General features: G+C 46.0%; 23 protein-coding genes. 8 read left to right on the forward strand and 15 right to left on the reverse strand.

Translation table 11 applies throughout. The annotated features are described in order from the left end of the window. Nucleotides 1-51 precede the first annotated feature (51 nt). Nucleotides 52-1,302: an ectonucleotide pyrophosphatase/phosphodiesterase gene (locus tag PV783_RS27580; RefSeq protein ID WP_111577723.1), complete on the reverse strand. Its 1,251-nt coding sequence runs from the start codon at nucleotides 1,300-1,302 to the stop codon at nucleotides 52-54. 316 nt (nucleotides 1,303-1,618) lie between these two features. On the opposite strand from PV783_RS27580, the gene PV783_RS27585 reads away from it, so the two are divergent. The 6 genes from PV783_RS27585 to PV783_RS27610 all read left to right on the forward strand — a co-directional run bounded on the left by PV783_RS27585 (nucleotide 1,619) and on the right by PV783_RS27610 (nucleotide 7,412). Further along, nucleotides 1,619-2,131, forward strand: coding sequence for a hypothetical protein (locus PV783_RS27585; protein WP_079470460.1), 513 nt, complete (start codon nucleotides 1,619-1,621; stop codon nucleotides 2,129-2,131). 267 nt (nucleotides 2,132-2,398) lie between these two features. Beyond that, nucleotides 2,399-3,268 (forward strand): hypothetical protein, encoded by an 870-nt coding sequence (locus PV783_RS27590; RefSeq protein WP_420990369.1) that lies wholly within the window; start codon nucleotides 2,399-2,401, stop codon nucleotides 3,266-3,268. Between the two features lie 15 nt (nucleotides 3,269-3,283). Continuing rightward, nucleotides 3,284-4,204 carry a hypothetical protein gene (locus PV783_RS27595; RefSeq protein ID WP_420990370.1) on the forward strand — a complete coding sequence of 307 codons (921 nt, stop codon included), beginning with the start codon at nucleotides 3,284-3,286 and terminating at the stop codon, nucleotides 4,202-4,204. A gap of 47 nt (nucleotides 4,205-4,251) precedes the next feature. Continuing rightward, nucleotides 4,252-4,602 (forward strand): MmcQ/YjbR family DNA-binding protein, encoded by a 351-nt coding sequence (locus PV783_RS27600; protein ID WP_079470463.1) that lies wholly within the window; start codon nucleotides 4,252-4,254, stop codon nucleotides 4,600-4,602. Nucleotides 4,603-4,675: 73 nt separating this feature from the next. Next, nucleotides 4,676-6,568, forward strand: coding sequence for a CocE/NonD family hydrolase (locus PV783_RS27605; RefSeq protein ID WP_420990371.1), 1,893 nt, complete (start codon nucleotides 4,676-4,678; stop codon nucleotides 6,566-6,568). Between the two features lie 124 nt (nucleotides 6,569-6,692). Then, a complete protein-coding gene (locus tag PV783_RS27610) occupies nucleotides 6,693-7,412 on the forward strand; it encodes an FKBP-type peptidyl-prolyl cis-trans isomerase (RefSeq protein ID WP_079470465.1) in 720 nt (239 codons plus the stop codon). A 214-nt stretch (nucleotides 7,413-7,626) separates the two neighbouring features. On the opposite strand, the gene PV783_RS27615 is transcribed toward PV783_RS27610, so the two are convergent. The 8 genes from PV783_RS27615 to PV783_RS27650 form a co-directional block, all read right to left on the reverse strand. Next, nucleotides 7,627-8,628: a chorismate synthase gene (locus PV783_RS27615; protein ID WP_079470466.1), complete on the reverse strand. Its 1,002-nt coding sequence runs from the start codon at nucleotides 8,626-8,628 to the stop codon at nucleotides 7,627-7,629. Nucleotides 8,629-8,650: 22 nt separating this feature from the next. Continuing rightward, entirely contained in the window at nucleotides 8,651-9,913 is a 1,263-nt protein-coding gene (aroA, locus tag PV783_RS27620; protein WP_079470467.1) for a 3-phosphoshikimate 1-carboxyvinyltransferase, read from the reverse strand. A 39-nt stretch (nucleotides 9,914-9,952) separates the two neighbouring features. Continuing rightward, a complete protein-coding gene (aroB, locus tag PV783_RS27625; protein ID WP_420990372.1) occupies nucleotides 9,953-10,978 on the reverse strand; it encodes a 3-dehydroquinate synthase in 1,026 nt (341 codons plus the stop codon). 75 nt (nucleotides 10,979-11,053) lie between these two features. Continuing rightward, nucleotides 11,054-12,157, reverse strand: coding sequence for a chorismate mutase (locus tag PV783_RS27630; protein ID WP_227024498.1), 1,104 nt, complete (start codon nucleotides 12,155-12,157; stop codon nucleotides 11,054-11,056). 33 nt (nucleotides 12,158-12,190) lie between these two features. Beyond that, a complete protein-coding gene (locus PV783_RS27635; protein WP_111577727.1) occupies nucleotides 12,191-13,033 on the reverse strand; it encodes a prephenate dehydrogenase in 843 nt (280 codons plus the stop codon). After that, nucleotides 13,030-14,193: a pyridoxal phosphate-dependent aminotransferase gene (locus PV783_RS27640; protein WP_111577728.1), complete on the reverse strand. Its 1,164-nt coding sequence runs from the start codon at nucleotides 14,191-14,193 to the stop codon at nucleotides 13,030-13,032. The genes PV783_RS27635 and PV783_RS27640 overlap by 4 nt, the downstream gene beginning before the upstream one ends. Before the next feature lie 8 nt (nucleotides 14,194-14,201). Continuing rightward, nucleotides 14,202-15,026: a prephenate dehydratase gene (locus PV783_RS27645; protein WP_363437199.1), complete on the reverse strand. Its 825-nt coding sequence runs from the start codon at nucleotides 15,024-15,026 to the stop codon at nucleotides 14,202-14,204. A gap of 581 nt (nucleotides 15,027-15,607) precedes the next feature. After that, nucleotides 15,608-15,841, reverse strand: a complete 234-nt coding sequence (locus PV783_RS27650) for a hypothetical protein (RefSeq protein WP_079470473.1) — start codon at nucleotides 15,839-15,841, stop codon at nucleotides 15,608-15,610. A gap of 131 nt (nucleotides 15,842-15,972) precedes the next feature. Between PV783_RS27650 and PV783_RS27655 the strand changes: the two genes are divergently transcribed. Both PV783_RS27655 and PV783_RS27660 read left to right on the forward strand, forming a co-directional pair. Further along, nucleotides 15,973-16,548 carry an RNA polymerase sigma factor gene (locus tag PV783_RS27655; RefSeq protein WP_079470474.1) on the forward strand — a complete coding sequence of 192 codons (576 nt, stop codon included), beginning with the start codon at nucleotides 15,973-15,975 and terminating at the stop codon, nucleotides 16,546-16,548. After that, entirely contained in the window at nucleotides 16,523-17,656 is a 1,134-nt protein-coding gene (locus tag PV783_RS27660; protein ID WP_420990373.1) for a S1C family serine protease, read from the forward strand. Before PV783_RS27655 ends, PV783_RS27660 begins: the two co-directional genes overlap by 26 nt. Nucleotides 17,657-17,724: 68 nt before the next feature. Here PV783_RS27660 and PV783_RS27665 read toward each other — a convergent pair whose 3' ends face one another. The 6 genes from PV783_RS27665 to PV783_RS27690 form a co-directional block, all read right to left on the reverse strand. After that, nucleotides 17,725-18,441 (reverse strand): carboxypeptidase-like regulatory domain-containing protein, encoded by a 717-nt coding sequence (locus tag PV783_RS27665; protein ID WP_079470476.1) that lies wholly within the window; start codon nucleotides 18,439-18,441, stop codon nucleotides 17,725-17,727. Nucleotides 18,442-18,624: 183 nt separating this feature from the next. After that, entirely contained in the window at nucleotides 18,625-18,810 is a 186-nt protein-coding gene (locus tag PV783_RS27670; RefSeq protein ID WP_079470477.1) for a CsbD family protein, read from the reverse strand. 81 nt (nucleotides 18,811-18,891) lie between these two features. Beyond that, nucleotides 18,892-19,845 (reverse strand): aldose 1-epimerase, encoded by a 954-nt coding sequence (locus PV783_RS27675; protein WP_420990374.1) that lies wholly within the window; start codon nucleotides 19,843-19,845, stop codon nucleotides 18,892-18,894. 113 nt (nucleotides 19,846-19,958) lie between these two features. After that, on the reverse strand, nucleotides 19,959-21,287 hold the full coding sequence (gene xylA, locus PV783_RS27680; RefSeq protein ID WP_420990375.1) for a xylose isomerase: 1,329 nt from the start codon (nucleotides 21,285-21,287) through the stop codon (nucleotides 19,959-19,961). A gap of 46 nt (nucleotides 21,288-21,333) precedes the next feature. Continuing rightward, the gene (locus PV783_RS27685; protein ID WP_420990376.1) at nucleotides 21,334-22,812 is read right to left on the reverse strand and encodes a xylulokinase; all 1,479 of its coding nucleotides are present in this window, start codon (nucleotides 22,810-22,812) and stop codon (nucleotides 21,334-21,336) included. A gap of 96 nt (nucleotides 22,813-22,908) precedes the next feature. Continuing rightward, nucleotides 22,909-24,594, reverse strand: coding sequence for a sodium/sugar symporter (locus PV783_RS27690; RefSeq protein WP_079470481.1), 1,686 nt, complete (start codon nucleotides 24,592-24,594; stop codon nucleotides 22,909-22,911). Between the last annotated feature and the right edge of the window lie 373 nt (nucleotides 24,595-24,967).

The raw sequence follows: 24,967 nt of genomic DNA on the forward strand, positions 1-24,967 counted from the left end.
GGATAGATGTTACGTCTATCCCCTTCTCTTTTTTTTTAAGATAAATAACGGTTATTGTAAGACAGGCTCCAGTACTTCCAGGCGCCCATCGATAGGCTGTGTGATATCCAGGCCAAGTATTCTTGCTACTAACGGGTACACATGTACGTTTTCGAAAGTGGCGATACGGGTATGTGGCTTAAAAGCCGGTCCCCAGGCCATGAAGATGGCGTTCATGTTGGTGAGGTTATTGTCATACCCATGATGACCCGGACTTGCTTTTTTTGACGGTGTAAATATATAGTTAGCTTCTGCCAGCAGGATAATATCACCGATACGGTTATAAACATCTTCCTGACCGTAATGCCATCTTTCCGGTGTTTCCTTTTTCAGGTAAGCAGTATAATGATTTTCGTGTTGTTTAAGATAATCATATGCGGCTTTGATTTCCTCGTCGGTTTTACCGTATAGCATTACCTTTTCGTTTCCAGGTATACTTTTCAGGGGTTGCAGCACGGGTGCATCCGGCAGGGTGATGGTATGAGTGGTATCTGCCAGCATCATACCGTGATCGGATACCACGATAAAATTTACCGGGAGATGCAGCTGCTCTGCTTCGGCCACCATTTTGCCGATGGCGGCATCCACAAATTGTACGGCGCTGCGTACACTGTCGGCGTCTGGTCCCCAGGAATGTCCCATGTGATCCACTTCAGGGAAGTAGAAGGTAATGAGGTGCGGGCGTTGTTCTTCCGGCAGGCGGAGCCAGTTTATGACTGTTTGGATGCGTTGATCGATCCTTGTTTTTTCCTGGTACTTAAAATAGTAGGTAGGACGTATGTTTTGTATAGCGCTTTCTGATCCTACCCAGAAATAGCTGGCGCTGATCATTTCCTGTTTCTCCGCCAATACCCATAATGGCACACCATTGTACCAGGTGCCGTCTTCCACGGCATCGCGGTTGCCCACTTTGTAAACAGCATCTCTTTTACGGTCGTAAAAAAAATTATCCACCAGGCCGTGATGGGCGGGGTAAAGACCAGTAGCCAGGGAATAGTGATTGGGAAACGTAAGGGATGGAAATGCCGGCTGCATAGCAGTAGCGCGAACGCCTGCTCCCGACAGGCGCAGCAGGTTTTGTGCATTGTATTTTTCGGCGTAGTCGTACCGGAAACCATCAATGGAGATCATGATCACATAGGGCCTCGACTGCTGCGTGGCGCTGTTCTTTCTTCCTTCCACTACCAGCTGGGCAGTATCCTGGGCGTAGCCGGCAAAGCTGATCGATAACAGGACAGCGGCTAATAAAAAAATCCTTTTCACTATTATAGTATTTATGATTGCATGGTAACAATTGGGGAAGAATAACAGATGATGGGTTATAATGCGGGGCAAATTAGAAAACTATTTCCATTCAAAACGGCATAAAGTAGTTATATATCCGTTAATAAAAATGCAGATATGAGTTACCACAGCTATTAAATCTCTCTTAAACATGTAATAATATTTTACCACATATTATTACAAAATGGCTGCAAACAAGCAAAATGATAATCACTAAATAAAAAATTATATATATAATTTTAATTAATTAATTGTTTATCTATATATTAGCCTACTGAAAAACCATCTAACAACTATGTCTGATTACACCTTTATTACGACTGAGGAACATTTTTTATTACAGGACGCGCTGAAGAGAAACAAGCAACAGTTAACAAAATTCACCCTTATCGGTTTTGGGCTATTATTGATTGCTGCTGTGATACCGCAAATTTATTTATACACTCACAACAACCTGGGTGATGCGGATGATTCGCTCCTGTCTTTCAAAAACCTTTGGTTCTGGGTATGGCTGTTATGCTTTGTGATAGCATTGATATTTGCGTTGATAAAAGTAACAGATATACGCTACTGGGCTATTAAAAAAGATCTGACTGCCCTACAGAAAGCCACCCTGGAGGCGCCGATGGAAGCGGTATACCTGGAAAACAATGATACACAAACCAATATTATGATCCTGCTGGAGAATAAGAAAAAACGCCTGTTTTACTGGATGCGTGGTGCGTTGGAAGGATACAGGGCAGGGCAGCAAGTGGAGATCACCTATGCCCGTTATTCCCGTGTGATCATCAGTATCAACAAGAAATAATCCGCCAAAGTTTTTAAGTGCCGGCCCTGTGCGTGTAGCTTACCTGCTAACGCACAGGGCTATATTATTGCAGGGCCGGCTTGTAACATTTACCCCATATCAGCGTTTTATCCTAAACCTGCACTCCGGGAGCGTCTGCTTGATAATTTGACCTTACTTTTCCCGCAGAAGCCATCAATAAATCGGTATTTTTAACAGGTTGTTATCCAATTTATGCGTTTATCCTTACTATATCCGGTAAAAATCCTGCTGTACTATACTGCGCTTTTGCTACTCATAATAGCTCCGGCCTGTCAGTGCAAAAAAGACAATAGCGTTACTCCCCCACCCCGGCCGGAGCCACCAAAAGATATTTACCTCGTTACCACGATCCGCGTGAATAATGTACCCAAAGACAGTCTTGTTTATAATGACAAACACCAGGTTACGGAGAGATGGGACTACAATCCTACTTACCGTATCTGGCAAAATTATATAGCCTACACCTATAACCAGGAAGGTTATGTATCAATGGCCAGGTATTATAACGAAAATGATAATACTATAAAAAGTCTTAGCCAAAAGGATTCAGTGGCGTGGAATGCAGACAGGTTTATCATTTACACCACCTTTTACAGGGAACTGGGTAATGAAATTTCCGGATACGATACGCTTAATTATTTACAGACTAACAATCAAAGAATGCTCACCCTCGTAGGCACTAAAGACACCATTTCTATTGTTGTTGGAGTGGCAGTGTTGTACAAACAATACCAGTATAACGGGAAAGATATCACGCAGTTTCAGGATATAAACTGGTATCATGTATATAACGGGGAACCCGAATTACTCTCGAACACATTTGACCTTGCATACCTTCCGCTGGAGAATCCATTGTTTCCACAGGTATCAAAAAACCCACTGCTGTTCCGCACCATTGGCGGTGATAATTTTCCCTATCCGTCCGATAACTATTATCCTTACCTTTTGAGTGAACACCTCACAGCAGCTTTTACGTATAAAACAGACAATGTACCACCGAAGATCTGCCCCATCACCTATAAAATGTATGATACCACACAGTATCCACAAACACAAAGTATTCCAGGCATTAATAAAACAATTGCTTATACCTATAAAGTGATCAAAGCAGATTAAGAACGAAATCATACCATGAAATATATTACGCTACCCGTCATTGCGCTTGTAATATTGACTAATACCGGATGCCGGAAAAAAGATCGGCCGAAAGAACCAACGGGACCAGCGCCCATACAGGTTACTCGCCTGATAACACAGATTTATAGAGATAATATTCTCTATGAGCAGCTGGGTTATAACAATAACCAGCAACTAACCACCTTCGACCATTATGAACCCGGCAGTGATCAGGCTACTATGCATATGGAATTTAAAACCGATGCCAATGGAAAGCTGACAGGAACAGTTCTCTATCGAAAGGACGGAGCCAATTTCAAATTGTCGGAAAAAAATGTGGTACAATCATCTGAAAGAGAATTTAAGATAACAGGATTCCTGTACCCACCATACTCTGGAGGGAGAAATGACACGGTACCGGACGCAATGCGATTTACATTTGATGACAGCGGCAAATTGATTGAACTCACAGATACATTGATAACAGAGAAGGGCGCCGATTATATGCGCCAATTGATAGCCATCACCACCTGTAATTATTCCGGCGATCAGCTCAACAACTTAACACGCAATGGTTATGGCTATTATGCCTCCCCCACCCTGCCAGGCGGAGAAGAAACCACACTGCATACCAGCAGCATATCTCAGTTTGAATATGACGACACGCCTAACTTTTTCTATGCACTCGGCAAACAATATCCTTATCTGCGATTTATAATGAGGCCGGACCATCGCTTATTTGCCGGTCGCACCAATGTAAAAAAGATCACTGAAAAGCATCTCCCTCCTGGCGGCAGTCAGACTGAGATCACCCATATCTTCCGGGATATCCGCGATGATCACGATAGCCAGGTCGTTTACACTACAGAGTTGTCCATACAAAACGGTGTTACCAGTACCATCCAATGGCGGTATCATTACAGGCCACTTCCATAATTCCCGGAAATTTTACAGACTTTTGTAACAAGATATAATTGTTACTCATGAACCTTGCACAATTTCAGGAATATTGTCTTTCACTACCCGGCGTTACAGAAGAGTTTCCTTTTGGAGATGAAACCCTGGTATATAAAGTTTGCGGAAAAGTATTTGCCCTCAGCGGCCTTTCAAATTTTGCATCTATTAACCTCAAATGCGATCCGGAAGAAGCTGTTGAGCTGCGGGAGCGTTATGAAGGCGTGATCCCCGGCTATCACATGAATAAAAAACACTGGAATACTGTTGATGTACACTCCGGTATTCCCAATAAGCTGCTGCTGGAATGGATCAGAAATTCGTACGAGTTGGTAGTGGCGAGTTTACCAAAGAAAGAAAAAGAGAAACTGGGCCGGTAACCGTTCCCCACATAGCTGCCAGCCATCCCCCGTTTTTTTATTACATTAGCCCGAAATCTAAAATAAACTGTTTATGAGAAAATGGCTGCTGCTGGCCTGTGCCGCGCTGTTTGTAATTCCTGCGGCGTGTAAGGCCGTTAACCAGGATTCACTCTGGATGCATGAACACTACACTAAAAAGGAAGTGTACATCACCATGCGCGATGGCATTAAGTTGTTTACTTCCATTTACCTGCCGAAAGATCAATCGGAAAAACATCCTATCCTGATGACGCGCACACCTTATTCCTGCGCTCCTTATGGAGAAAATGCTTTCCGTCCGTTGTATAAAAATCATTACAAAGAATACCTGAAAGAAGGCTACATCATGGTCATACAGGATGTAAGAGGCACCTGGATGAGTGAAGGTAAATTTGTAAATGTAAGACCTTTCAATCCTGCTAAAAAGGGAAAGAAAGATATTGATGAAGCCAGTGATACCTATGATACCATCGACTGGCTGGTGAAAAACCTCAGCGGCAACAACGGTAACGTAGGAATATTTGGTATTTCCTATCCCGGCTTCTACTCTACTATGGCTGCGCTGAGCGGCCACCCGGCCCTGAAAGCGGTGAGTCCGCAGGCGCCTGTTACGGATTGGTTTTTGGGAGATGATTTTCATCACAACGGTGCTTTCTTTATCGCAGACGCTTTCTCTTTTTATACGGTATTTGACCAGCCGCATCCCAAACCCACTATGGAAGGGCCAAAGGGCATTGATTACTACACGCACGACAACTACAAATACTACCTGGAAACCGGCGCATTGCCCAACTTCGCTAAGATCATCGGCGACAGCGTAACCTTCTGGCATGAAATGTACGCACATCCTACTTACGACAGCTGGTGGAAAGCCCGCAACGTGCGCAACTTCCTGCAGAATGTAAAACCCGCTATGTTGATTGTAGGAGGCGTGTTTGATGCGGAAGATTGCTTCGGCGCGTGGAATACCTATCAGGCCATTGAAACCAAAAGTCCGGCTACCAACAACCGTATTGTAATGGGACCGTGGTACCACGGTCAATGGGCATCCAACGATGGCACCCACCTGGGTAATGTGCGCTTTGGCAGCAACACCGCCGAATACTACGCACAAAATGTTGAAATTCCTTTCTTCAACTATTACCTTAAAGGCAAAGGCGCTGCACCTGATATCGCAGAAGCCACTATTTTCTTCACCGGCGAAAACAAATGGAAACAACTCCCTAAATGGCCTCCGGCTAACATGGAAGACGCTCCTGTTTATTTGCAGGAAGATGGTAAGCTTTCCTTTACCAAACCCGCTGCTGCCAATAGCTTCAGCGAATACGTAAGCGACCCGGCCAAACCCGTTCCGTATACAGAAGACGTACATTTTGGCCGTACCATCAACTATATGACCGATGATCAGCGCTTTGCCGCCCGCAGACCTGATGTAGCTGTATTTGAAAGTGAAGTACTGGACAAAGACATTACCCTGGCCGGCCCCGTAGTAGCAGACCTGATTGCCAGCACCAGCACTACAGATGCCGATTTCATCGTGAAAGTGATTGACGTATTCCCCGACGATTTCAAATATGAAGAAGACGCCCCTGCCGAACATCGCAGGGTGCCTTCCGCTACCTACCCGATGGGCGGCTACCAGATGCTGGTACGTGGAGAGATCATGCGCGGCAAATTCCGCAACAGCTTTGAAAAGCCGGAAGCATTTGTGCCTGATCAACCTGCTGAAGTGAAATTCACTATGCCGGATGTGGCGCATACCTTCCAGAAAGGACACCGCATCATGATCCAGGTACAAAGCAGCTGGTTCCCGCTGTCAGACCGGAACCCGCAGCAGTTCATGGATATTTACAAGGCTACTGACAAAGATTTTAAAAAGGCCACTATCCGCATCTACCACGATGCACAGCATCCCTCCAACGTGGTGCTGCCGGTAGTGAAGTAATGATTTACCGGGATGATGCCAACGGTGTCATCCCGGTAAAAGGCTTGCGGGCGAAATATTATATTGATTAACTTGCATCATCTTTAAAAAGCCTTATTTTAACTAACATTTCTGTCTATTATTTATGAAGTACAAAAAATACCTGTTCATAGGAGCCCTGGGATGCTTATCCGTACAAGGTTTCAGTCAGGCTAAACCTGCACCTAAGAAGCCCGTGGCCAAAACAGCCGTTAAGTCACCGGTATTGAAAAACAAACTGGACTCCGTGAGCTACGGAATAGGAGTTAGTATTGCGGAGAACCTGAAGGCCCAGGGACTGGAAAATGTGAATCCTGCCCTTCTGGCCAAAGCAGTACAGGATGCGTTGAAGAACAAACCGTTAACACTGTCAAAAGAACAATGTGATATGAGCATAAGTAATTATCTGCAGCAGCTGAAAGCAGACAAAGCTGCCAAAAACCGCGAAGCAGGACTTAAATTCCTGGCGGAGAATAAATCCAAACCAGGAGTTGTAACGCTGCCTGATGGTTTACAGTACCAGATCCTGAAAGAAGGCGATGGTCCTAAACCTACCGCCGCCGATAAAGTAAAAACGCATTATCACGGTACATTAATCGATGGTACGGTGTTCGATAGCTCTGTAGACAGAGGTCAGCCCATCTCCTTCCCGGTAGGCGGCGTGATCAAAGGCTGGACAGAAGCCCTTCAGTTAATGCCTGTAGGCTCTAAATGGCGTCTTTTCATTCCTTCTGAGCTGGCATACGGCGATCGTGGTGCAGGTCCGAAAATTGGCCCGGGTGCAGCGCTGATATTCGATGTGGAGCTGCTGGCGATTGAGCAGTAAAAGGATCGCCTTCGGCGATTGTCTTTTTCAGGATTAAACTGATTAAGCTGATTGAACTGATTTAGTTTTTCAGGATTTTTTATAAAAAGATTAGGGAAGATAGAAGCAAATCCGCTTTTATCTTCCCTAATCTTTTAAAATCAAAATATAATCAAATCAGCGTTATCAGTCTAATCAGTTTAATCCTGAAAAAGACAATCGCCGAAGGCGATCCCTACTTCGCAGCAAACACCCGCGGCCGGCGTTGTTCCAGCAACAGGAAATCAGCCAGTACCATAGCGGTAACTGCTTCCAGTACCACCGGTACGCGCAGCGCGATGCAAAGGTCGTGACGGCCTTTCACGCTGAAAGTTTCCACTTCCCCGCTTTTTATGTTGAGGGTTTGTTGTTCTTTAGGTGTACTGGAGGTAGGTTTCACCGCGATGCGGAAAACCAGCGGGTTCCCGTTGGTAATACCGCCTACTACCCCACCTGCATGATTGGAGGCCGTTTTACCGGTTTTATCGATGATGGGATCGTTATGTTCGAGTCCTTTCATTTTAGCAGCAGCAAAGCCGGCGCCAAACTCAATACCTTTGATAGCAGGAATTGCAAAAACGGCGTGCGCCAGCGCGGATTCCAGCGAATCAAAGAAAGGTTCGCCCAGGCCAATGGGCAGGCCATTTACCACGCACTCCACGATACCACCTACCGAATCTTTTGCTGCAATCGCGGCTTCCAGTCCGGCTTCCGGATCAGGGTTACCTCCTACTTCCGTGATGGTGGCATTTACCTGGATCTCTTCGCCCAGGATCTTTTTGGCAATTACACCGGCTGCCACCAGGTTGAGGGTGAGCCTGCCGCTGAAATGCCCGCCGCCGCGATAGTCTTCAAAGCCGCCAAACTTTTCGGTCGCTACAAAATCGGCATGCCCCGGACGCGGAAACTCCCGCAGCTTTTCGTAATCAGTGCTGCGGGTATTGTTATTTTCAAAAAGAATAGTAACAGGTGCACCGGTAGTGAAATCGTTAAAAACGCCTGATTTGATAAAGGGCAGGTCTTCCTCCTTGCGGGGCGTAGTGCCTCTGGAACCGCCTTTACGACGTTCCAGGTCTGCCAGGAAATCTTCCTGCTTTAACGGGATACCTGCCGGTATGCCATCTATATTTACGCCAACGCTGGCGCCATGTGATTCTCCAAAAACATTTACCCTGAATAATCTGCCAAAACTGTTCACACGCTGATGATTTAAAGTGAAATTATACGGTTACTGCCACCTTACCACCCAACAATTCCAGGTGATCATAAAATTCCGGGTAGGATTTGTTGATTGCTTCTGCATTGTCGATGATCACCGGGCCGTCTGCCGTTAAAGCAGCTACAGCACAGGCCATCGCAATACGGTGGTCGTTATGTGAATGTACCTGGGCGCCTTTAATACCGGTGCCGCCGTGTACCAGCATGATATCGCCTTCAAGGTCAATCTTAATACCCATCTTGCCAAATTCCTCCTGCAGTGTTAAACCGCGATCGCTTTCTTTATGAGCCAAACGGCTCACGCCTTTTATTTTCGTAGTGCCGTTACAGTTAGCAGCCAGCGCTACCAGCGGAGGGAACAGATCGGGACAGTCGGTGGCATCTATTTCAAATGCGTTCAACCCGCCTTTTTCTATATTTACCGTAAACACGCCGGACATTAAATGTGCGCCGGCTTTTTCCAATGCTTCCAGGATAGCTTTATCTGACTGGGCAGAGGACGTGTTGAGATGCTGTACTTCTGCTTTACCGGCTACTGCCGCAGCTACCAGCAGGAATGCGGCACCGCTCCAGTCGCCTTCCACCGTATAGTCGCAGGGGTTATACGCCTGTTTCTTTCCGAAATGGAAGGTTTCAAAATTCTTTTCTTCCACCTGAACGCCAAAGTGCGCCATTAGTTGAAGGGTTAACGCAATGTATGGTTTGCTTTTCAGATCTGTTACTGTGATGGTCACGTTTTCTGCTGCAGCACCGTAAGCCATGAGCAGGCCGGTGAGGAACTGTGAGCTGAGGGAACCATCGATCGTAATATCTTTCGGATGTAACGGTCCCTGGATATGCAGGGGCAATTTACCGCCCTGTGTGGAGCATTTTACATCGAGCTGTGGTAATACGGCTTCGAAGAAATCCATCGGGCGGGTGGTTAAGCTACCGTGGCCTTCAATGGTAATGGGCAGGGACGACAACGCCGCGATGGGCGTAAACATACGGATCCCCAAACCGGATTCGCCGCAGTTGATTTCATCATAAAACGGTGCTACACCGTTGCTGGTGATTTCGAAATAGTCGTATTCCCGTTTGATTTTAGCACCCAGGTTTTCGGCTACTTCCAGTGCTGCCAGGCAATCATTGCTCAGGCCGGGATTACGGATAATGCTCTTTCCTTTTGCCAGCAAAGCCGCTGCCACAGCGCGTTGCATGGCGCTTTTGGAAGGATTGGCCGTAACCGTGCCTTTAATGATGGCTGGTGATACAGTAACTTGCATATGTATATTTCGTCTGCCTTTAATTAATTAGAAAAAAATTTACAATTCCTGCAGTAACAACTTCAGTTCTGCAATGGGAATGGGCATGGTGGTTGCTTTCCCGATCTGCTCCAGTAATACAAAATGTATTACATCTTTCTCCCGTTTTTTATCCAGTTTAAAGATGTCGAACACCGCGTCTTTATCAGAGTTAAAAGCTACGGGCAGCTGGTAATCGCTGATCAGTTTTATCAGGCGGATCGTTTGATCTGCCGGCAGGTTCATCAGCTTTTCCGAAAAACGGGTAGCTGCTACCATCCCTATGGCCACTGCTTTTCCATGCGCTATATGTTCAAGCTTTTCCACAGCATGACCGAGGGTATGACCAAAGTTGAGCCATCTGCGCGGACCGTTTTCCAGCTCATCTTCCAGTACTACCTTTGTTTTTGCTGCTACCGATTTTTCCACCAGGTATTGCAGTACTTCCACATCGCGGGCCAGTGCTTTTTCTTTGTTATTTTCGAGATAATCAAACAACGTTGCATCCATGATACACGCGTATTTGATGATTTCAGCAAAGCCGTTATGCCATTCTTCTGCCGGCATAGTGAGCGGCAGGGTATAATCGAAGAGGATAAACTCCGGCTGGCGGATAATGCCTAGCAGGTTTTTCTGTTTACCATGACTCACCCCATTCTTTCCGCCAATGGAAGCATCTACCTGCGCCAATAATGTAGTAGGTACAAAGCCAAAAGGAATTCCACGCATGTATATGCTGGCAGCAAATCCTGCCACATCAGTAAGCATTCCGCCACCAATACCAACCAGCGTGGTTTTGCGGTCGGCTTCGTAAGAAATAAGACCATCGATGATCTTATCCACCGTAGCCATGTTCTTTAATTCTTCCCCTGAGGGCACCACAATTTTGTTCCAGTTGTGCAGATGATGACCGTGATAGTATTCTACATTTTCATCTATTACCAGTACGGCCCTGTGACGGTTTACATGATTGCCCAACTCCATCAGGCTTTCCCCTAAAAAATAGGTGGTTTCCTGTTGTTGAAACTGGTGGGTTTGTATGAGCATGGAGCGATTAGCTTTAGCTGTCAGAAAAAACTACTGCCGGCTGTTGTTAGTGTCAACAGCCGGCGGCTGATGGATCTACTTATCTTCGTTCATTACTTTGTTCTGGCGGTTGATGGATTCCAGGTGAACTGCATCAAAATATTTCACGATGAAATCTTTCGTCAGGCCCAGTTTCTCACCTTTAGACACCGCGCGGTCCAGTATTTCATTCCAGCGGTTTGTTTGCAGGATGGTGATGTTATTTTCTTTCTTGTACACACCAATCTTTTCTGCAATTTTCATACGGTTGCCGAGCAACAGCATAATTTCATCATCTACCTGGTTAATCTGCGCGCGCAGTTTTTCCAGTGCAGAGTTGAAATCTTTTTTATCGGAATGTTCTCTTCTCCAGGTGATACCATCCAGCAGGTCTGCTAATTTTTCAGGCGTGATCTGTTGTTTGGCATCGCTCCAGGCATTGTCCGGATCTACGTGTGTTTCCAGCATCAGTCCATCGTAATCGAGGTCAATGGCTTCCTGGGAAACTTCCTGCAAAATATCGCGGCGACCGGAGATATGCGAAGGATCGCAGATCATAGGCAGTTCAGGCATACGGCGTTTCAGCTCAATAGCCAGGTGCCACATTGGTGCATTACGGTATTGGGTGTTGCCATAGCTGGAGAAGCCACGGTGAATTAAACCTACTTTATTGATACCTGCTTTCTGGATTCTTTCCACAGCGCCAATCCACAGTTCCAGGTCAGGATTGATAGGATTCTTAATTAAAACGGTAGTGTCCACGCCTCTCAGTGCGTCAGCTACTTCCTGTACAGAGAAAGGGTTTACGGTAGTACGTGCGCCTACCCACAGAATATCCACACCGAAATGCAGCGCATCTTCCACCTGCTTCGCAGTAGCTACTTCCACCGCCAGCGGCAGACCTGTGATTTCACGGGCTTTCTGCAACCATGCAAGACCCTTTGTACCGATGCCTTCGAAAGAACCGGGGCGGGTACGGGGTTTCCAGATACCGGCGCGTAAAACGTCCACTTTACCTGTTTTTTGCAGGGCCAGTGCGGTGGCTAATACCTGCTCTTCGGTTTCTGCACTGCAGGGTCCGGAAATGATCAACGGCTTTTTATCGGAAGACGGATCGGAGAATTTTGTTTTAGATAATATCTGTTCCATTGTCTGTACCATAGTATTGAAGTTAAGTAGATTATCAGAATTTAGTTATTTCAGGATCTTCCTGATTTTATTGGATTTTTGAATCAATTTGTAAAAGGTGTCGTAGTCTTCATTTTCCAGCAATGATTTCATCTGCTGTAACTGGCTGATATGTTCGTCCAGTACATCGAGTACATTGTTCCGGTTGTGTTTGAAGATAGGTACCCACATATCAGGAGAGCTTTTCGCCAACCGTACAGTGGATTCAAAACCACCGCTTGCCAGTTCAAAGATGCGTCCTGACTCTTTCTCTTTTTTCAACACGGTTAATGCCAGTGCGAAAGAAGTGATGTGAGAAATGTGAGATACATAGGCAGTGTGCAGGTCGTGCTCTTCTGCATTCATATACACAGTGCGCATCTGCAGCTGGTCTACCATATTTTCCACTACTTCCAGGGCGTCTTCATCGCTGTTTTTCACATCGCAGAGCACCATCGTTTTATTTACGAAGAGGTTGCGTACAGCTGCATCGGGGCCGGAGTACTCGGTGCCGGCCATCGGATGGGCCGCTACGAAGCGTCCTCTGTTGGGATGACCGGCAACGAGTTGCAGTATTTTTTCTTTGGTAGAACCTACATCCATAATCACCTGTCCGGGGCGCGCTTTATCCATGATGGCGGGCAGGGCCTGCAGCACTGCATCCACCGGGATCGCCAGTATCACCAGGCTCGAGCGCTTCATGGCATCTTCCAGGCTGGCGCCTTCATCGATGATGTTCAGCTCCAGCGCCCGTTGCAGGTGCTCCTGGTTCTGATCTACCCCGATGATCCGCTCCGCCACGCCTTTTTCCTTCAGCGTGATGGCGAGCGAGCCGCCGATTAAACCCGTTCCTATTATTGTTGCAATCATTTTACGTTGGTTTTGATACGTTCTATCGCTTCCTGGAAAACTTTTTCATCCTGGCACAAACTCACCCTGATATAGCCGTTACCGTTACTTCCGAATATTCCTCCCGGAGTAATGAATACACGTGCCTTTTGCAGTATTTCATCAGTGAGCGTATAGCCGTTTTCGTTAGTAGCAGGTATTTTTGCCCAAACGAACATACCTACCTGGTTTTTATCATAGGTGCAATGCAGCAGATCCAGCAACTGAAATACTTTTTCCCTGCGTGCACGGTAAATTTTATTTAAGTCGTCGTACCAGTCTTTACCCAGCTGCAGTGCTTTTACAGCGGCCATCTGCATAGGCTGGAACATACCGGAATCCATATTGCTTTTGAAGCGCAGTACCTGTGCAATCCACTCTGCCTTGCCCACCAGCATACCAATGCGCCATCCGGCCATATTGGACGATTTGCTGAGGGAGTTCAGTTCCAGCACCACATCTTTTGCACCTTCAAACTGCAGCAAACTTTCGGGTTGCTCATTCAGGATGAAGCTGTACGGATTATCGTGGCAGATAAGGATATTATGTTGTTTGGCGAAAGCGATGAGCTTTGCGGCAAACTCCCTGTTTACTTTTGCGCCGGTAGGCATATGCGGGTAGTTTACCCACATCAATTTCACGCGGCTCAGGTCTTTTTGGGCCAGTGCATCCAGGTCCGGCAGCCAGCTGTTCTCTTCCGTCAGGTCATAATCAACAACAGTAGCGCCACTCAGGTTCACTGCAGAGCGGTAGGTAGGGTAACCCGGGTTAGGGATCAGGGCTTCATCACCTTCCTGCAGGTAAGTCATGCAGATATGCATAATCCCTTCTTTGGAACCAATCAGCGGCAATACTTCCGTATCCGGGTTCAGGGTTACGTTGTAATAGCGTTGATACCAGTCTGCCATTGCTTTACGCAGGGCGGGAATACCTTTATAGCCCTGGTAGTTGTGCGTATTCGGCAAAGCGGCATTCTCGTTCAATGCAGCCACCACTGAAGGATGAGGAGGCAGATCCGGGCTTCCGATACCGAGGTTGATCACCTTTGTACCGGTTTGGTTCATTTCCTCAATTTCCCTGAGCTTTTTGGAGAAGTAATATTCTTCTGTGCCTTGTAATCTTTTAGCGACCTGTATCTGCATAAAACTGATTAATGTGTTTTTCCTTTTTTATAAATACCCAGCACTTTCAGGTGTTCTGTGAGTGGCTCTATTTTCGATAATGCTTTTTCAAAGTGAGCGGCGTTATCAAATTCCATATCGGCGTGGAAGTAATAATTCCACTCTTTCGCCGGGATAGGAAAGGATTGCAGCTTCGACAGGTTGATGCCGGCCACTGCAATCTGGGTAAGCACTTTAGCCAGGCTGCCCCTGTCGTGGCTCGTTTGAAAGTATACGGATGCTTTATTGGCATCTTCCGGCGTAGCGATCGGCGTGCGGGACACGGCCAGGAAGCGGGTATAGTTATTTTTATTGGTGTGGATATTAGGCGCTATAATATCCAGTTCAAAGATTTCCGCAGCCAGTTTACCTGCAATAGCAGCCGTACTTTTCAGTTTCTTCTGTCTTACATGTTTGGCACTGAGGGCGGTATCTTCTGTTTCCACCAGTTTGATATGCGGGTACTTTTCCAGGAAATCCATACACTGCAAAAGGGCCATCGGATGGGAATGTACTTCCCTGATATCTTCCATTGTTTGCCCGGGCAGTACCATGAGGTGCTGGTTGATCTGGAGATAAATTTCACCGGTGATGTGCAGACCAGAGTTTTTAATAAGACTGTAGTTTGGTAAGATGCTACCGGCAATTGAGTTTTCGATGGCCATTATACCTGCATCCACATCGGTTTGCTGTTTTGCTTTTTTAACCAGCTCTGCAAAGGAGGCACAGCATTCTATTTCGGTTTGTTTACCGAAATACCCCTGGGCAGCAACCTGGTGAAAACATCCTTCAAACCCCTGTATGGCAATTTTCATGTGTATGTGATTGATTTTATTCAGTTATAGTTGCTACAGCAACTAGCTATTAAAAACAGAAAGGGTCCCGATCCGGGACCCTTTGCGCTGTACTTTATATGTAAGTATGTTATTGCAAACGAGTCCCCTGCTTCTTCGCATAAAAGAAGTAAGAGAAGTAATAAAAAAAGTAATTGCCTGAAACTGGCTGTAACATATGTTTATCTGTTGTTGGCATCAGCTGGCTGTATGCCTGTTTTTGGTATTAAAAAAGGCCTTCCGGTTCCGGAAGGCCTTTTTGTAGTTCTTTTATCTTTTACAAACGACCTCCCTATTTCTGGTACCAGAAATAATAAAAGCTAAAAAAGCCGAAAGAGGTTTGCTGTATCATATTATTATTTGTTACTCGTTTTGAGTGTAGGACAAAAATACGGCACGATTTTAATTATCCAAGGGGTAATATCAAAAAATATGCTTTTTTTAATAATAAAGGTCGTTTATTGAATAACTTTCAAAGAAACATATTTCCATAATCAAAAACGGGGCATAAAAAAACCGTTCAGGCTAAGCCGGAACGGTTAATTATAAATTCTAAAGTCAGATTAGTGATGAGCAGCAGCTGAATCAACAGTTTTAGCAGCAGAATCAACAGTTGCTTTTGCAGCGTTAGCTACAGAATCAACAGTAGAAGTAGCTACCTGAGCAGCTGAATCGATAGTAGCACCAGCAGCGCTAGCAGTAGAGTCGGTACCAGTTTCAGTTTTTGCACCACCGCAAGCAACTGCGAACAGACCGAAAGACAGAGCTAAGAAACCAATTTTGATTACGTTCTTCATGTTACAATTATTTAAGTTGTTTTTGAATGATTTAACCTTTATACCGGGATCACCTAAAAGGTAACCCAAACTTTTAAAAATATTTTTTTTCGCTACTTTGGGTTACCAAATGCCTAATAACTGTATTAAGAGTGAAGCAAAATCAAGACATAACAAGAGACCGGGAATTATTGCTGGGACTGGCAAAAGGCGAGGATAAGTCATTGGAAATCATCTATTCTGAGAACTTTCCGGTGGTATTACGAATGATCCTTCAGCATAATGGCTCGGAAGACGACGCAAAAGATGTGTTCCAGGAGGCTATTATAGTATTATATGAAAAGGTACAAACCAGTGATTTTACTTTAAGCAGCAGGCTAAAAACCTTTCTTTATTCGGTTTGCCGCCATCTGTGGCTTAAAAAAGTTCACCGTACCTACGGATTATATGCTTTAACGCCTGAGCTGGAAGAAGTAATTCCGGCCGCGGAAGAACTGGAAGAACATGAGGCAAGGGATCAGGAATTCAGGATCATGGAAGGGGCAATGAGCAGTATTGGTCAACCCTGCCAAACCATCCTGGAAGATTATTATCTGCATAAAAAATCTATGCAGGAAATAGCAGAAAAGTTCGGATACACCAATGCCGAAAATGCCAAGAACCAGAAGTACAAGTGCCTGATGCGTTTGAAGAAGTTATTTTTTGATCAATACAAAACACCACTATAAGCAGAAAGCAGCCATGAAAGAAGACATGATCTTATTACGTGAAATTGAGCGTTACCTGGAAGGGGAAATGAGCGAACAGGAAAAAACTGCTTTCGAAACTTTACGTCATACCAACCCGTTAGTTAATAAACAGGTAGAAGAACACCAGCTGTTTCTGCAACACCTGGGCAATTACGGAAAACGCCAACAATTACAGGCAAAGCTCAACCAGGTACATCAGCAACTGGATATGCCGAGTCTCCGCAAACAGGCACAGGAAGAAAACCAGACTGCAAGAAGATTAACCATCCGTCGCAGAACCATCACCAACCTGGCTGCCGCCGCCTGTATAGCACTGGTTACCTCCCTGTCTACCATCGCGGTAATACAGAATGTTTCCAAAAATAAATCCACTGCACAATACGAAGATGTAAGAAGGGTACTGAATAATATTCAACGTTCCCAGAATGCCATCATCAGTGATATGAACAGTAAGAGCAGGGCTCCGTTAAACCCGGGCACCTATGGTGGTACCGGTTTCGCGGTATCCGGTAATGGCTATATCGTTACCAACTATCATGTAGTAGCCGGCGCCGACTCCGTATATGTTCAGAATAATAAAGGAGAAGCTTTTAAAGCTATCAGCATATTTGAAGATATTTCCAGCGATCTGGCGGTACTGAAGATTGCAGATTCTTCTTTTAAAAGTCAACCCCTGCCCTATGCTTTGAAACCACAAAGCGTAAAACTGGGCGAAGAAGTATTCACAATGGGCTTTCCCCGCGATGAAATTGTTTATGGCAAAGGTTATATCAGCGCCAAAACAGGTTTTAACGGAGATACTACGGCCTACCAGGTATCTATCCCGGTAAACCCGGGTAACAGCGGCGCTCCGCTGCTCGACAGCAAAGGAGATGTAGTGGGAATAGTAACCGGCAAACAAACTACCTCCGATGGTATTGCCTTTGCGGTAAAATCTGCCCACCTCAAACATCTGCTGGACGAAATGCCAAAAGATAAACAAACCCGGAAGGATTGGAACCATAAGAGCCGCCTGGAAGGAATGAACCGGGTAGATCAGATTAAGAAACTGGAAGACTTTGTATATATGGTGAAGGTGTATAATTGAACCAACACCCATTAAAATAAAAAGCGCGGGATATGTTATCCCGCGCTTTTTTTATGCCCTCTGCCTGCTTATTTCTTCAGCCAGGCTTTGTATTTATCAGTGATCCAGTACAACAGATCATTGTTATTGATCGTCCGCATGGTATTATAATCAGGATAATTGTCCCGCATAAATAACTGGAGGGAGTCGCCTTTAAGCCCTGTTACCCGGCTTACCAGTACCGGTGTAAAGCGGGAGTCGATGTACTTTTCTTTTTCCATCTTCTCGTAATTCTCTTTAAACTGCCGTTTTTGTTTTTCTTTTTTGGAGAAACGGGTAATGGGACTAAATACGATACCAGCGCCTTCAGGAGTACTGCCACCTGCCAGTGGTTTGTTCGGATTATCAAGAATATATCCGTACTGGTTACGTCTTTCCATTGAATCCACCTGGTAAGGCGTATACTGGGAGGTGATCTCCACTCCTTTCAGGAACTTCCCGGCCGATTCCATCACCACATTGATGGTTTGAGTGCCGGAACTTTGGGTAACGATGACCGTATCCGGCTTGTAGCCTACGAAAGTAACCACGAGCCGGTCGTTGCGGGAGGCAGATATTTTGTAATACCCTCCCTGATCGGAAAGCGACCGTTTCCCGGAATTGAGATTGCTGACTGTGGCATAGGGCAGCACCAGCTTGTTGCTGTCTGAAATCATCCCGGTAACGGTTACCTGTGCCTGTACCTTCGGAGCAAATGCCATACTGAGTATACAGCCTAGTGCTATGATGCGTATGAAAACCTTCATATAGAATATAATAATTTTTACAGCTAAATCCCTTCCAATTCTTTACAAACAGATCAGTATAGACATTGTTCATCTACCCTAACGAAGTACAAATTAAAGAAAATGCCACGGTGTTTTAAAAACAAAATCCTTCCACCCCGGGGGCGGAAGGATCTGTGTATTTAAAATTTCAGGTTGTACCAATCAGGCAGACTTCAGTAAATCGATCACTTCGTCCCGGCTTTTACCCAATTTCTGTTGCAGCTTTCCAATCAACTTATCTTCCTGTCCTTCTTCATATAACAGGTCATCGTCGGTCAGGTCCGCATATTTTTGTTTCAGGGTACCTTTTAATTCGTTCCACTTTCCTTTGATTTGTAACTTGTCCATAATCTTTCAATTTATATGGTGATATAATCGGGTTACTTATGAAAGTGGAAGAGCCAAAGAATATGCCATCACCTGGTTATGCTATAAAGACACCTGGATGCGGGTACTGAAAACCCTGCTTTCGCCGGCAGCCAGCTGAACCAGTCCGAGCCCGTTGTTAAAGGCATCCGGGGCGCCGCTAAGGTTTTCCACAGCGATGCTGGTGCGGTGCGGCGGAATGTATATCTGCAGGATGGGGTAGCTATTTTCCGGGTAGAAGGCAATGTTGATATTTTTCTTCGGATCGTGGATCGTGGCAAGCGGTTGTGGCTTTGTGAGATCCAGTACAAAGGAATTATCAAGCTCCACGCCTTTCAGCAGCTTCCCTTCAACAAATTCGGTATATGGCAATACTTTTCCGGTAGGCAGCAATTTTTCGTTAAACTCCACTATTTCTTTTGAAGCAAAGGTGAGCACCAGTTCATCTACCGGGGTACCGGTGCTGAAGTATGGATGCCAGCCATCCATCACGGGGATGGTAGCGCCACTCTGGTTTACGAGGGTGGTGTTCAGTTGCAGCTCATTACCGGCGCGCAGGGTAAAAGTAGCGATACAGTCGTACGCAAAAGGATACCCTGCATCATCCGTTTGTTTAAAATGATGGGTAAGGGTTACCGATGCCTGCTGATCATCCGCCTGTTGCGCGGTCACCGTGAAAGGGGCATCGTATAACAAGCCGTGGATGGCATTTCCGGGCGCCAATGTTTTTTGAATGGTGTAGGGCTTACCTTCCCAGGTATATTGCGCATCCTTCATGCGGCATGCGTAGGGACTCAGTTTTACGCTTTTAAAGCTGGTGCGCAGATTTGCTTCCAGGTCGGCGATATCTGTATAACTATCTATCAGGTTCAGATTCCCTGTTGTGTGCTTTACCTTGAAAGCATGCAGCAGTGCGCCGTAAGAAGGAATTATTTCCACCTGCGTTCCTGTTTCGAGATCCTGGAGCGCAACGATATCAAATCCTGCCTCTTGAAAAGAATGGATGCCAAATTTCATTGTTCATTATTTTGGAAGAAAAATAAAACATTTTGGGATTTTACTTTGGTATTATTTGATAACAGCTGTTTGTTGTTATCAAATAATACCAAGGCAAAATCCCAAAAAATATCTTAAATGCTTGCGTTGATCAGGTTTTCCAGCCATTCCTGTTTGCCGCTGGTTTGTTTGGGCTCTCCGTTTGCCAGGGCAAAATTACGGAGGTCCTCCAACGTTAGTTTACCTGCTTCAAATTCCTGTCCTTTACCACTGTCGAAAGAAGCATAGCGGTCCTGGCGGAACTTTTTATACGGCGTGGCTGTCAGTACTTTTTCCGCAACGATCGCTGCTCTTGCGAAAGTATCGATACCTCCGATGTGTGCATGGAAGATATCTTCCAGGTCGGTGGAGTTACGACGGGTTTTTGCGTCGAAGTTTACACCACCGCCGGCAAATCCGCCAGCTTCAAGAATTACGAGCATGCTTTCAATGAGGTCGTTGAGGTTGGTGGGAAACTGATCAGTATCCCAACCGTTTTGCGCATCCCCGCGGTTAGCGTCAATGCTGCCCAGCATCCCTGCATCTACAGCTACCTGCAGTTCGTGCTGGAAGGTATGGCCTGCCAGCGTAGCGTGGTTTACTTCAAGGTTCAGTTTGAAATCTTTGTCGAGGCCAAACTGGCGCAGGAAGCCGATCACCGTGGCGGCATCGTAATCGTATTGGTGTTTGGTGGGTTCGCAGGGTTTAGGCTCTATGAAGAAGGTACCTTTGAAACCCTGTGCCCGTGCGTAATCACGGGCCATGCCCAGGAAACGGCCCAGGTGTTCCTGTTCGCGTTTCATGTTGGTGTTGAGCAGGGTCATGTAACCTTCACGACCGCCCCAGAATACGTAGTTTTCGCCGCCCAGTGCGATGGTGGCATCCAGTGAATTTTTCACCTGGGTACCTGCGTAGGCCAATACTGCAAAATCAGGATTGGTAGCAGCGCCGTTCATGTAGCGTGGGTTGCTGAATACGTTGGCTGTGCCCCATAACAATTTCACGCCGCTGGCTTGTTGCTTTTGTTTGGCGTAGGCAACGATTTGCTGCATACGGCTTTCGTATTCTGCGATGTTAGCGCCTTCGTCTACCAGGTCTATATCATGGAAGCAGTAGTACGGAAGCCCCATTTTGGTGATGAACTCAAAAGCTGCGTCCATCTTGTCTTTAGCGCTCTGATTGGCGTCTGAAGAAGTGAGCCACGGGAATTGTTTGGTACCCGGACCAAAGGGATCACCGCCGGTTCCGCAGAAGGTATGCCAGTAAGACACTGCAAAACGAAACAGTTCTTTCATGGATTTACCGCCGATGAGGCGGTTCTCATCATACCATTTGTAAGCCAGCGGGTTGTCTGACTGTGGTCCTTCGAACTGTATTTTACCAATCCCTTTGAAATACTCGTTGTTTCCTAATGTAATACTCATAACTAATGTGGTTTTTTAAAATGCTGGATCAACCTATATATTTCCGTTAGTGCATCAGGGTACGAAGACCGTTCAGCCAGTTGCCGTAAACATCACGGTATTGTGACTGCAGCGCGGCATCCGGCTCTATCACTGCGAGGCATTCCATACCGCGGAAAGCGTCTGCAGTGCTAACATAGCCGGCTCCTATTGCTGCGCCGCGGGCGGCGCCCTGAGCACCATCTGTATTATATAATTCTATCACTACATTGGCGGTATTGGCGAAGGCTTCCCGGAACAGGGGGCTGAGGAACATGTTGGCATGTCCGGCTCTTACACGGTGAATGCTGAGGTCCATTTCCGCCATGATGTCCATGCCATAGTTAAGGCCAAATACAATGCCTTCCTGTACGGCGCGCATAATGTGCGCGCGGCTGTGGCGGTTGAACTCCAGGTTGCGGAGGGTAGCGCCGAGGCTCCTGTTTTCCAGGATGCGTTCCGCACCGTTGCCAAAAGGAAACACCTGCAGGCCCTTAGCGCCTACCGGCGCCTGTTGCGCCAGGGTATTCATTTCAGGATAGGTGATATCCCCTACCAGGTTTTTGAGCCAGCTGTTGGCAATACCGGTACCGTTAAGACACATGAGCACGCCATTTCTTGTATGGGTGTGATCGTTATTCACATGCACAAATGTATTGACACGGCTCTGCTGGTCGAAACTGTTTTTATCGTGTACGGCATATACTACGCCCGATGTACCCGCTGTGGTGGCGGCTTCTCCGGGTTGCAGCACATTGAGCGAAAAAGCGTTGTTGGGCTGATCGCCGGCGCGGTAGGTAACCGGTGTGCCGGGCGCCAGTTTCAAGGTAGCAGCTGCTGCCGCTGTGAGCTGGCCCTGGATGCCGAACGTAGGTACGATGGCAGACAGCAGTTGTTCATCTATATTATAATACTTCAGTAATGCTTTGGAAACGGTATTTTCCTCAAAGTCCCAAAAGGTACCTTCTGATAAGCCGGAGATGGTGGTGCAGGCTTCACCGGTTAATTTCATGGCAATAAAATCACCCGGCAGCATTACCTTATGAATACGTTCATAAATATGCGGTTCATTTTCCTGGATCCAGCGAAGCTTTGAGGCGGTGAAGTTACCTGGAGAATTAAGCAGGTGCTCAAGGCAATACTGTTCCCCTAGTGCTTTAAAGGCGGCATTACCAGTATTTACGGCACGGCTGTCGCACCAGATAATAGCCGGGCGTAGTACCTGTTGTTGCTTGTCCACACACACCAATCCGTGCATCTGGTAAGCAATACCGATTCCTTTGATCTGTGCAGGATCAACAGTATACCTGTTCAGCAGGATTTCCGTAGCGTGAATAATTTCCTTCCACCAGCTCTCAGGGTCCTGCTCTGCCCAGTCGGCCTGTGGTACATCAATAGCCATCTCTTTTTCGGGGCAGGTGGCAGTGGCCACGCAAGCGCCGGTATCAGCATTCAGCAACGCCGCTTTGATAGACGATGACCCAATATCGTATCCTATAAAGTACATAACGCGAAAAAATTAACAATCTGAAAAAGGACCGGATATTTTACGACAGGAAAATGTCCTAAAATATCCGGATACCAAAATAATAAAATGTTCCTATTACCAGAATACAGTATACAGGGCAATAAGAATACCTACAATCAGTAAGGCGCCCACGGTAAAGCCCAGGTTGGGTTTAAACATGCTGGCGTCGATAGCCAGTCCTTTCGGATTGTTCACACTGCGTTTATCCGACAACGTAATAATGATCATACCCACCACGCACACTACAAACACCAGTCCCATACGATCAATGAAGGCCATTTCATACAAGCCGCTGTCCGGGTTTAATGCGGCAAAGCCAAACTGGTGCAAAGGCTCCAGGTTTACCCATGCCGGCATAAATTTCAGGAAGAAGGAAAGAAGCAAACCACCTATCATCGCAAACATGGCTGCGCTGGAAGTTGTCCGTTTCCAGAAAAATCCGAGGGCAAACATGGCAAATACACCGGGAGAAACAAAGCCGGTATATTCCTGGATAAACTGGAAACCACCTTTTTTATCTATACCGAGGAAGTTGGAAATCACGATGGCAATGATCATGGTAATAATTACCACGGCACGGCCTACGCCTACGATCTTCTTTTCGTCGGCATTTTTGTTATATATCTTCTTATAAATATCCAGGGAATAAATGGTGGAAATACTGTTGGCCTTACCTGCCAGGGAAGCCACTACCGCGGCTGTTAAAGCAGCAAATGCCAGTCCTTTCAGCCCCGAAGGCAGGAGGTTGAGCAGTACAGGGTAAGCATTATCCGGGTTCAGGGAACCGCCTTTCATCATAGATTGTGCGAAATCGCCGTGGTTCTGGGCATACAGTACGTAAGCCGCAATACCCGGTAATACTACGATCACCGGCATCAGGAGTTTCAGGAAGCCTGCAAACAGTAATCCCTGGCGGGCGGTTTTCAGATCCGCACCCAATGCACGTTGTGTAATATATTGGTTACATCCCCAGTAGTTCAGGTTTACGATCCACATACCACCAATCAACACGCTCAGGCCGGGCAGATCGAGGTATTTGGGATTCTCTTTATGAAGGATCATATGGAAATGATCGCTGGCATGTTGTGTCATCAGGGAGAAGCCTTTTAGTACGCCTTTCTCTCCAAAATGCTCAGACACCAGCTGCAATGCCAGGTAAGTAGTGGCTAATCCGCCGAGGATGAGGAAAAACACCTGTATCACATCGGTGTAGCCGATCACCTTCATCCCTCCCAGCGTAATGAGGATGGCGAAGAAGGCCAGTGCCACCATACACACATAGAAGTTTATACCGGAGATGGTGGAAACAGCGAGGGCGCCGAGATAAAGAATAGAGGTGAGATTCACTACCACATACAACAACAGCCAGAAAACGGCCATGATGGTACTTACCGTTTGATTATACCTGCGTTCCAGGAACTGGGGCATGGTATAGATCTTATTTTTCAGGTAAATAGGCAGGAAAAACACTGCTACCACGATGAGCGTAGCCGCCGCCATCCATTCGTAGGTTGAAATGGCCAGTCCCATGCTGAATCCGTTTCCGGACATCCCTATAAACTGCTCTGCAGAAATATTGGAAGCAATGAGCGATGCGCCGATAGCCCACCAGGTAAGGGAACCTTCTGCCAGGAAAAAGTCTTTGGAATCCGTTGTGGTCTTCTTCTTTTTCTGATAGATATAGTAACCATAGCCAGCCACTATTAAAAAATATACCAGGAATACCAGGTAATCAAAGATGTGTAAGGATTTTGTTTGCATAACGTTCAAACGTGGTTATAAAAAATTTAGCGGATCAATATACATAATAAATGTAAAAAATACGCTTACAAATGTTTTTTTTACGTGAAAATAAAAAACGCGAGGGCTGCCGCGGTTTACCGGGTGCTAAAACTATACATTTAAATTACTTGTCATAGTGCTTTTGTATAAAAAGAAACAATTGATACCCTTTACTTTCACAAAAGGTACCCGTGAACGCAATAAAAATACATTCCTGATTGATTTCCTTTCCTTTATGGAGATAGGAATTGTCAACTGAATGCCTGATAGCGTGGAAATAAAAAATAAATATAGAACACAGAAAACCGGGAAGCAAGTTTTTCGGCTTTGGCGGGAAAAAACATTTTGGCCG

The sequence above is a fragment of the Chitinophaga sp. CC14 genome, assembly GCF_048957795.1.
GTDB classification, from domain to species: Bacteria; Bacteroidota; Bacteroidia; order Chitinophagales; family Chitinophagaceae; genus Chitinophaga; species Chitinophaga ginsengisegetis.

Coding starts and splice junctions, on each gene's coding strand:
- PV783_RS27585 (WP_079470460.1), top strand. CDS start 1,619: ATGTCTGATTACACCTTTATTACGACTGAGGAACATTTTTTATTACAG.
- PV783_RS27595 (WP_420990370.1), top strand. CDS start 3,284: ATGAAATATATTACGCTACCCGTCATTGCGCTTGTAATATTGACTAAT.
- PV783_RS27600 (WP_079470463.1), top strand. CDS start 4,252: ATGAACCTTGCACAATTTCAGGAATATTGTCTTTCACTACCCGGCGTT.
- PV783_RS27605 (WP_420990371.1), top strand. CDS start 4,676: ATGAGAAAATGGCTGCTGCTGGCCTGTGCCGCGCTGTTTGTAATTCCT.
- PV783_RS27610 (WP_079470465.1), top strand. CDS start 6,693: ATGAAGTACAAAAAATACCTGTTCATAGGAGCCCTGGGATGCTTATCC.
- aroA (WP_079470467.1), bottom strand. CDS start 9,913: ATGCAAGTTACTGTATCACCAGCCATCATTAAAGGCACGGTTACGGCC.
- aroB (WP_420990372.1), bottom strand. CDS start 10,978: ATGCTCATACAAACCCACCAGTTTCAACAACAGGAAACCACCTATTTT.
- PV783_RS27630 (WP_227024498.1), bottom strand. CDS start 12,157: ATGGTACAGACAATGGAACAGATATTATCTAAAACAAAATTCTCCGAT.
- PV783_RS27635 (WP_111577727.1), bottom strand. CDS start 13,033: ATGATTGCAACAATAATAGGAACGGGTTTAATCGGCGGCTCGCTCGCC.
- PV783_RS27640 (WP_111577728.1), bottom strand. CDS start 14,193: ATGCAGATACAGGTCGCTAAAAGATTACAAGGCACAGAAGAATATTAC.
- PV783_RS27645 (WP_363437199.1), bottom strand. CDS start 15,026: ATGAAAATTGCCATACAGGGGTTTGAAGGATGTTTTCACCAGGTTGCT.
- PV783_RS27650 (WP_079470473.1), bottom strand. CDS start 15,841: ATGAAGAACGTAATCAAAATTGGTTTCTTAGCTCTGTCTTTCGGTCTG.
- PV783_RS27665 (WP_079470476.1), bottom strand. CDS start 18,441: ATGAAGGTTTTCATACGCATCATAGCACTAGGCTGTATACTCAGTATG.
- PV783_RS27670 (WP_079470477.1), bottom strand. CDS start 18,810: ATGGACAAGTTACAAATCAAAGGAAAGTGGAACGAATTAAAAGGTACC.
- PV783_RS27675 (WP_420990374.1), bottom strand. CDS start 19,845: ATGAAATTTGGCATCCATTCTTTTCAAGAGGCAGGATTTGATATCGTT.
- xylA (WP_420990375.1), bottom strand. CDS start 21,287: ATGAGTATTACATTAGGAAACAACGAGTATTTCAAAGGGATTGGTAAA.
- PV783_RS27685 (WP_420990376.1), bottom strand. CDS start 22,812: ATGTACTTTATAGGATACGATATTGGGTCATCGTCTATCAAAGCGGCG.
- PV783_RS27690 (WP_079470481.1), bottom strand. CDS start 24,594: ATGCAAACAAAATCCTTACACATCTTTGATTACCTGGTATTCCTGGTA.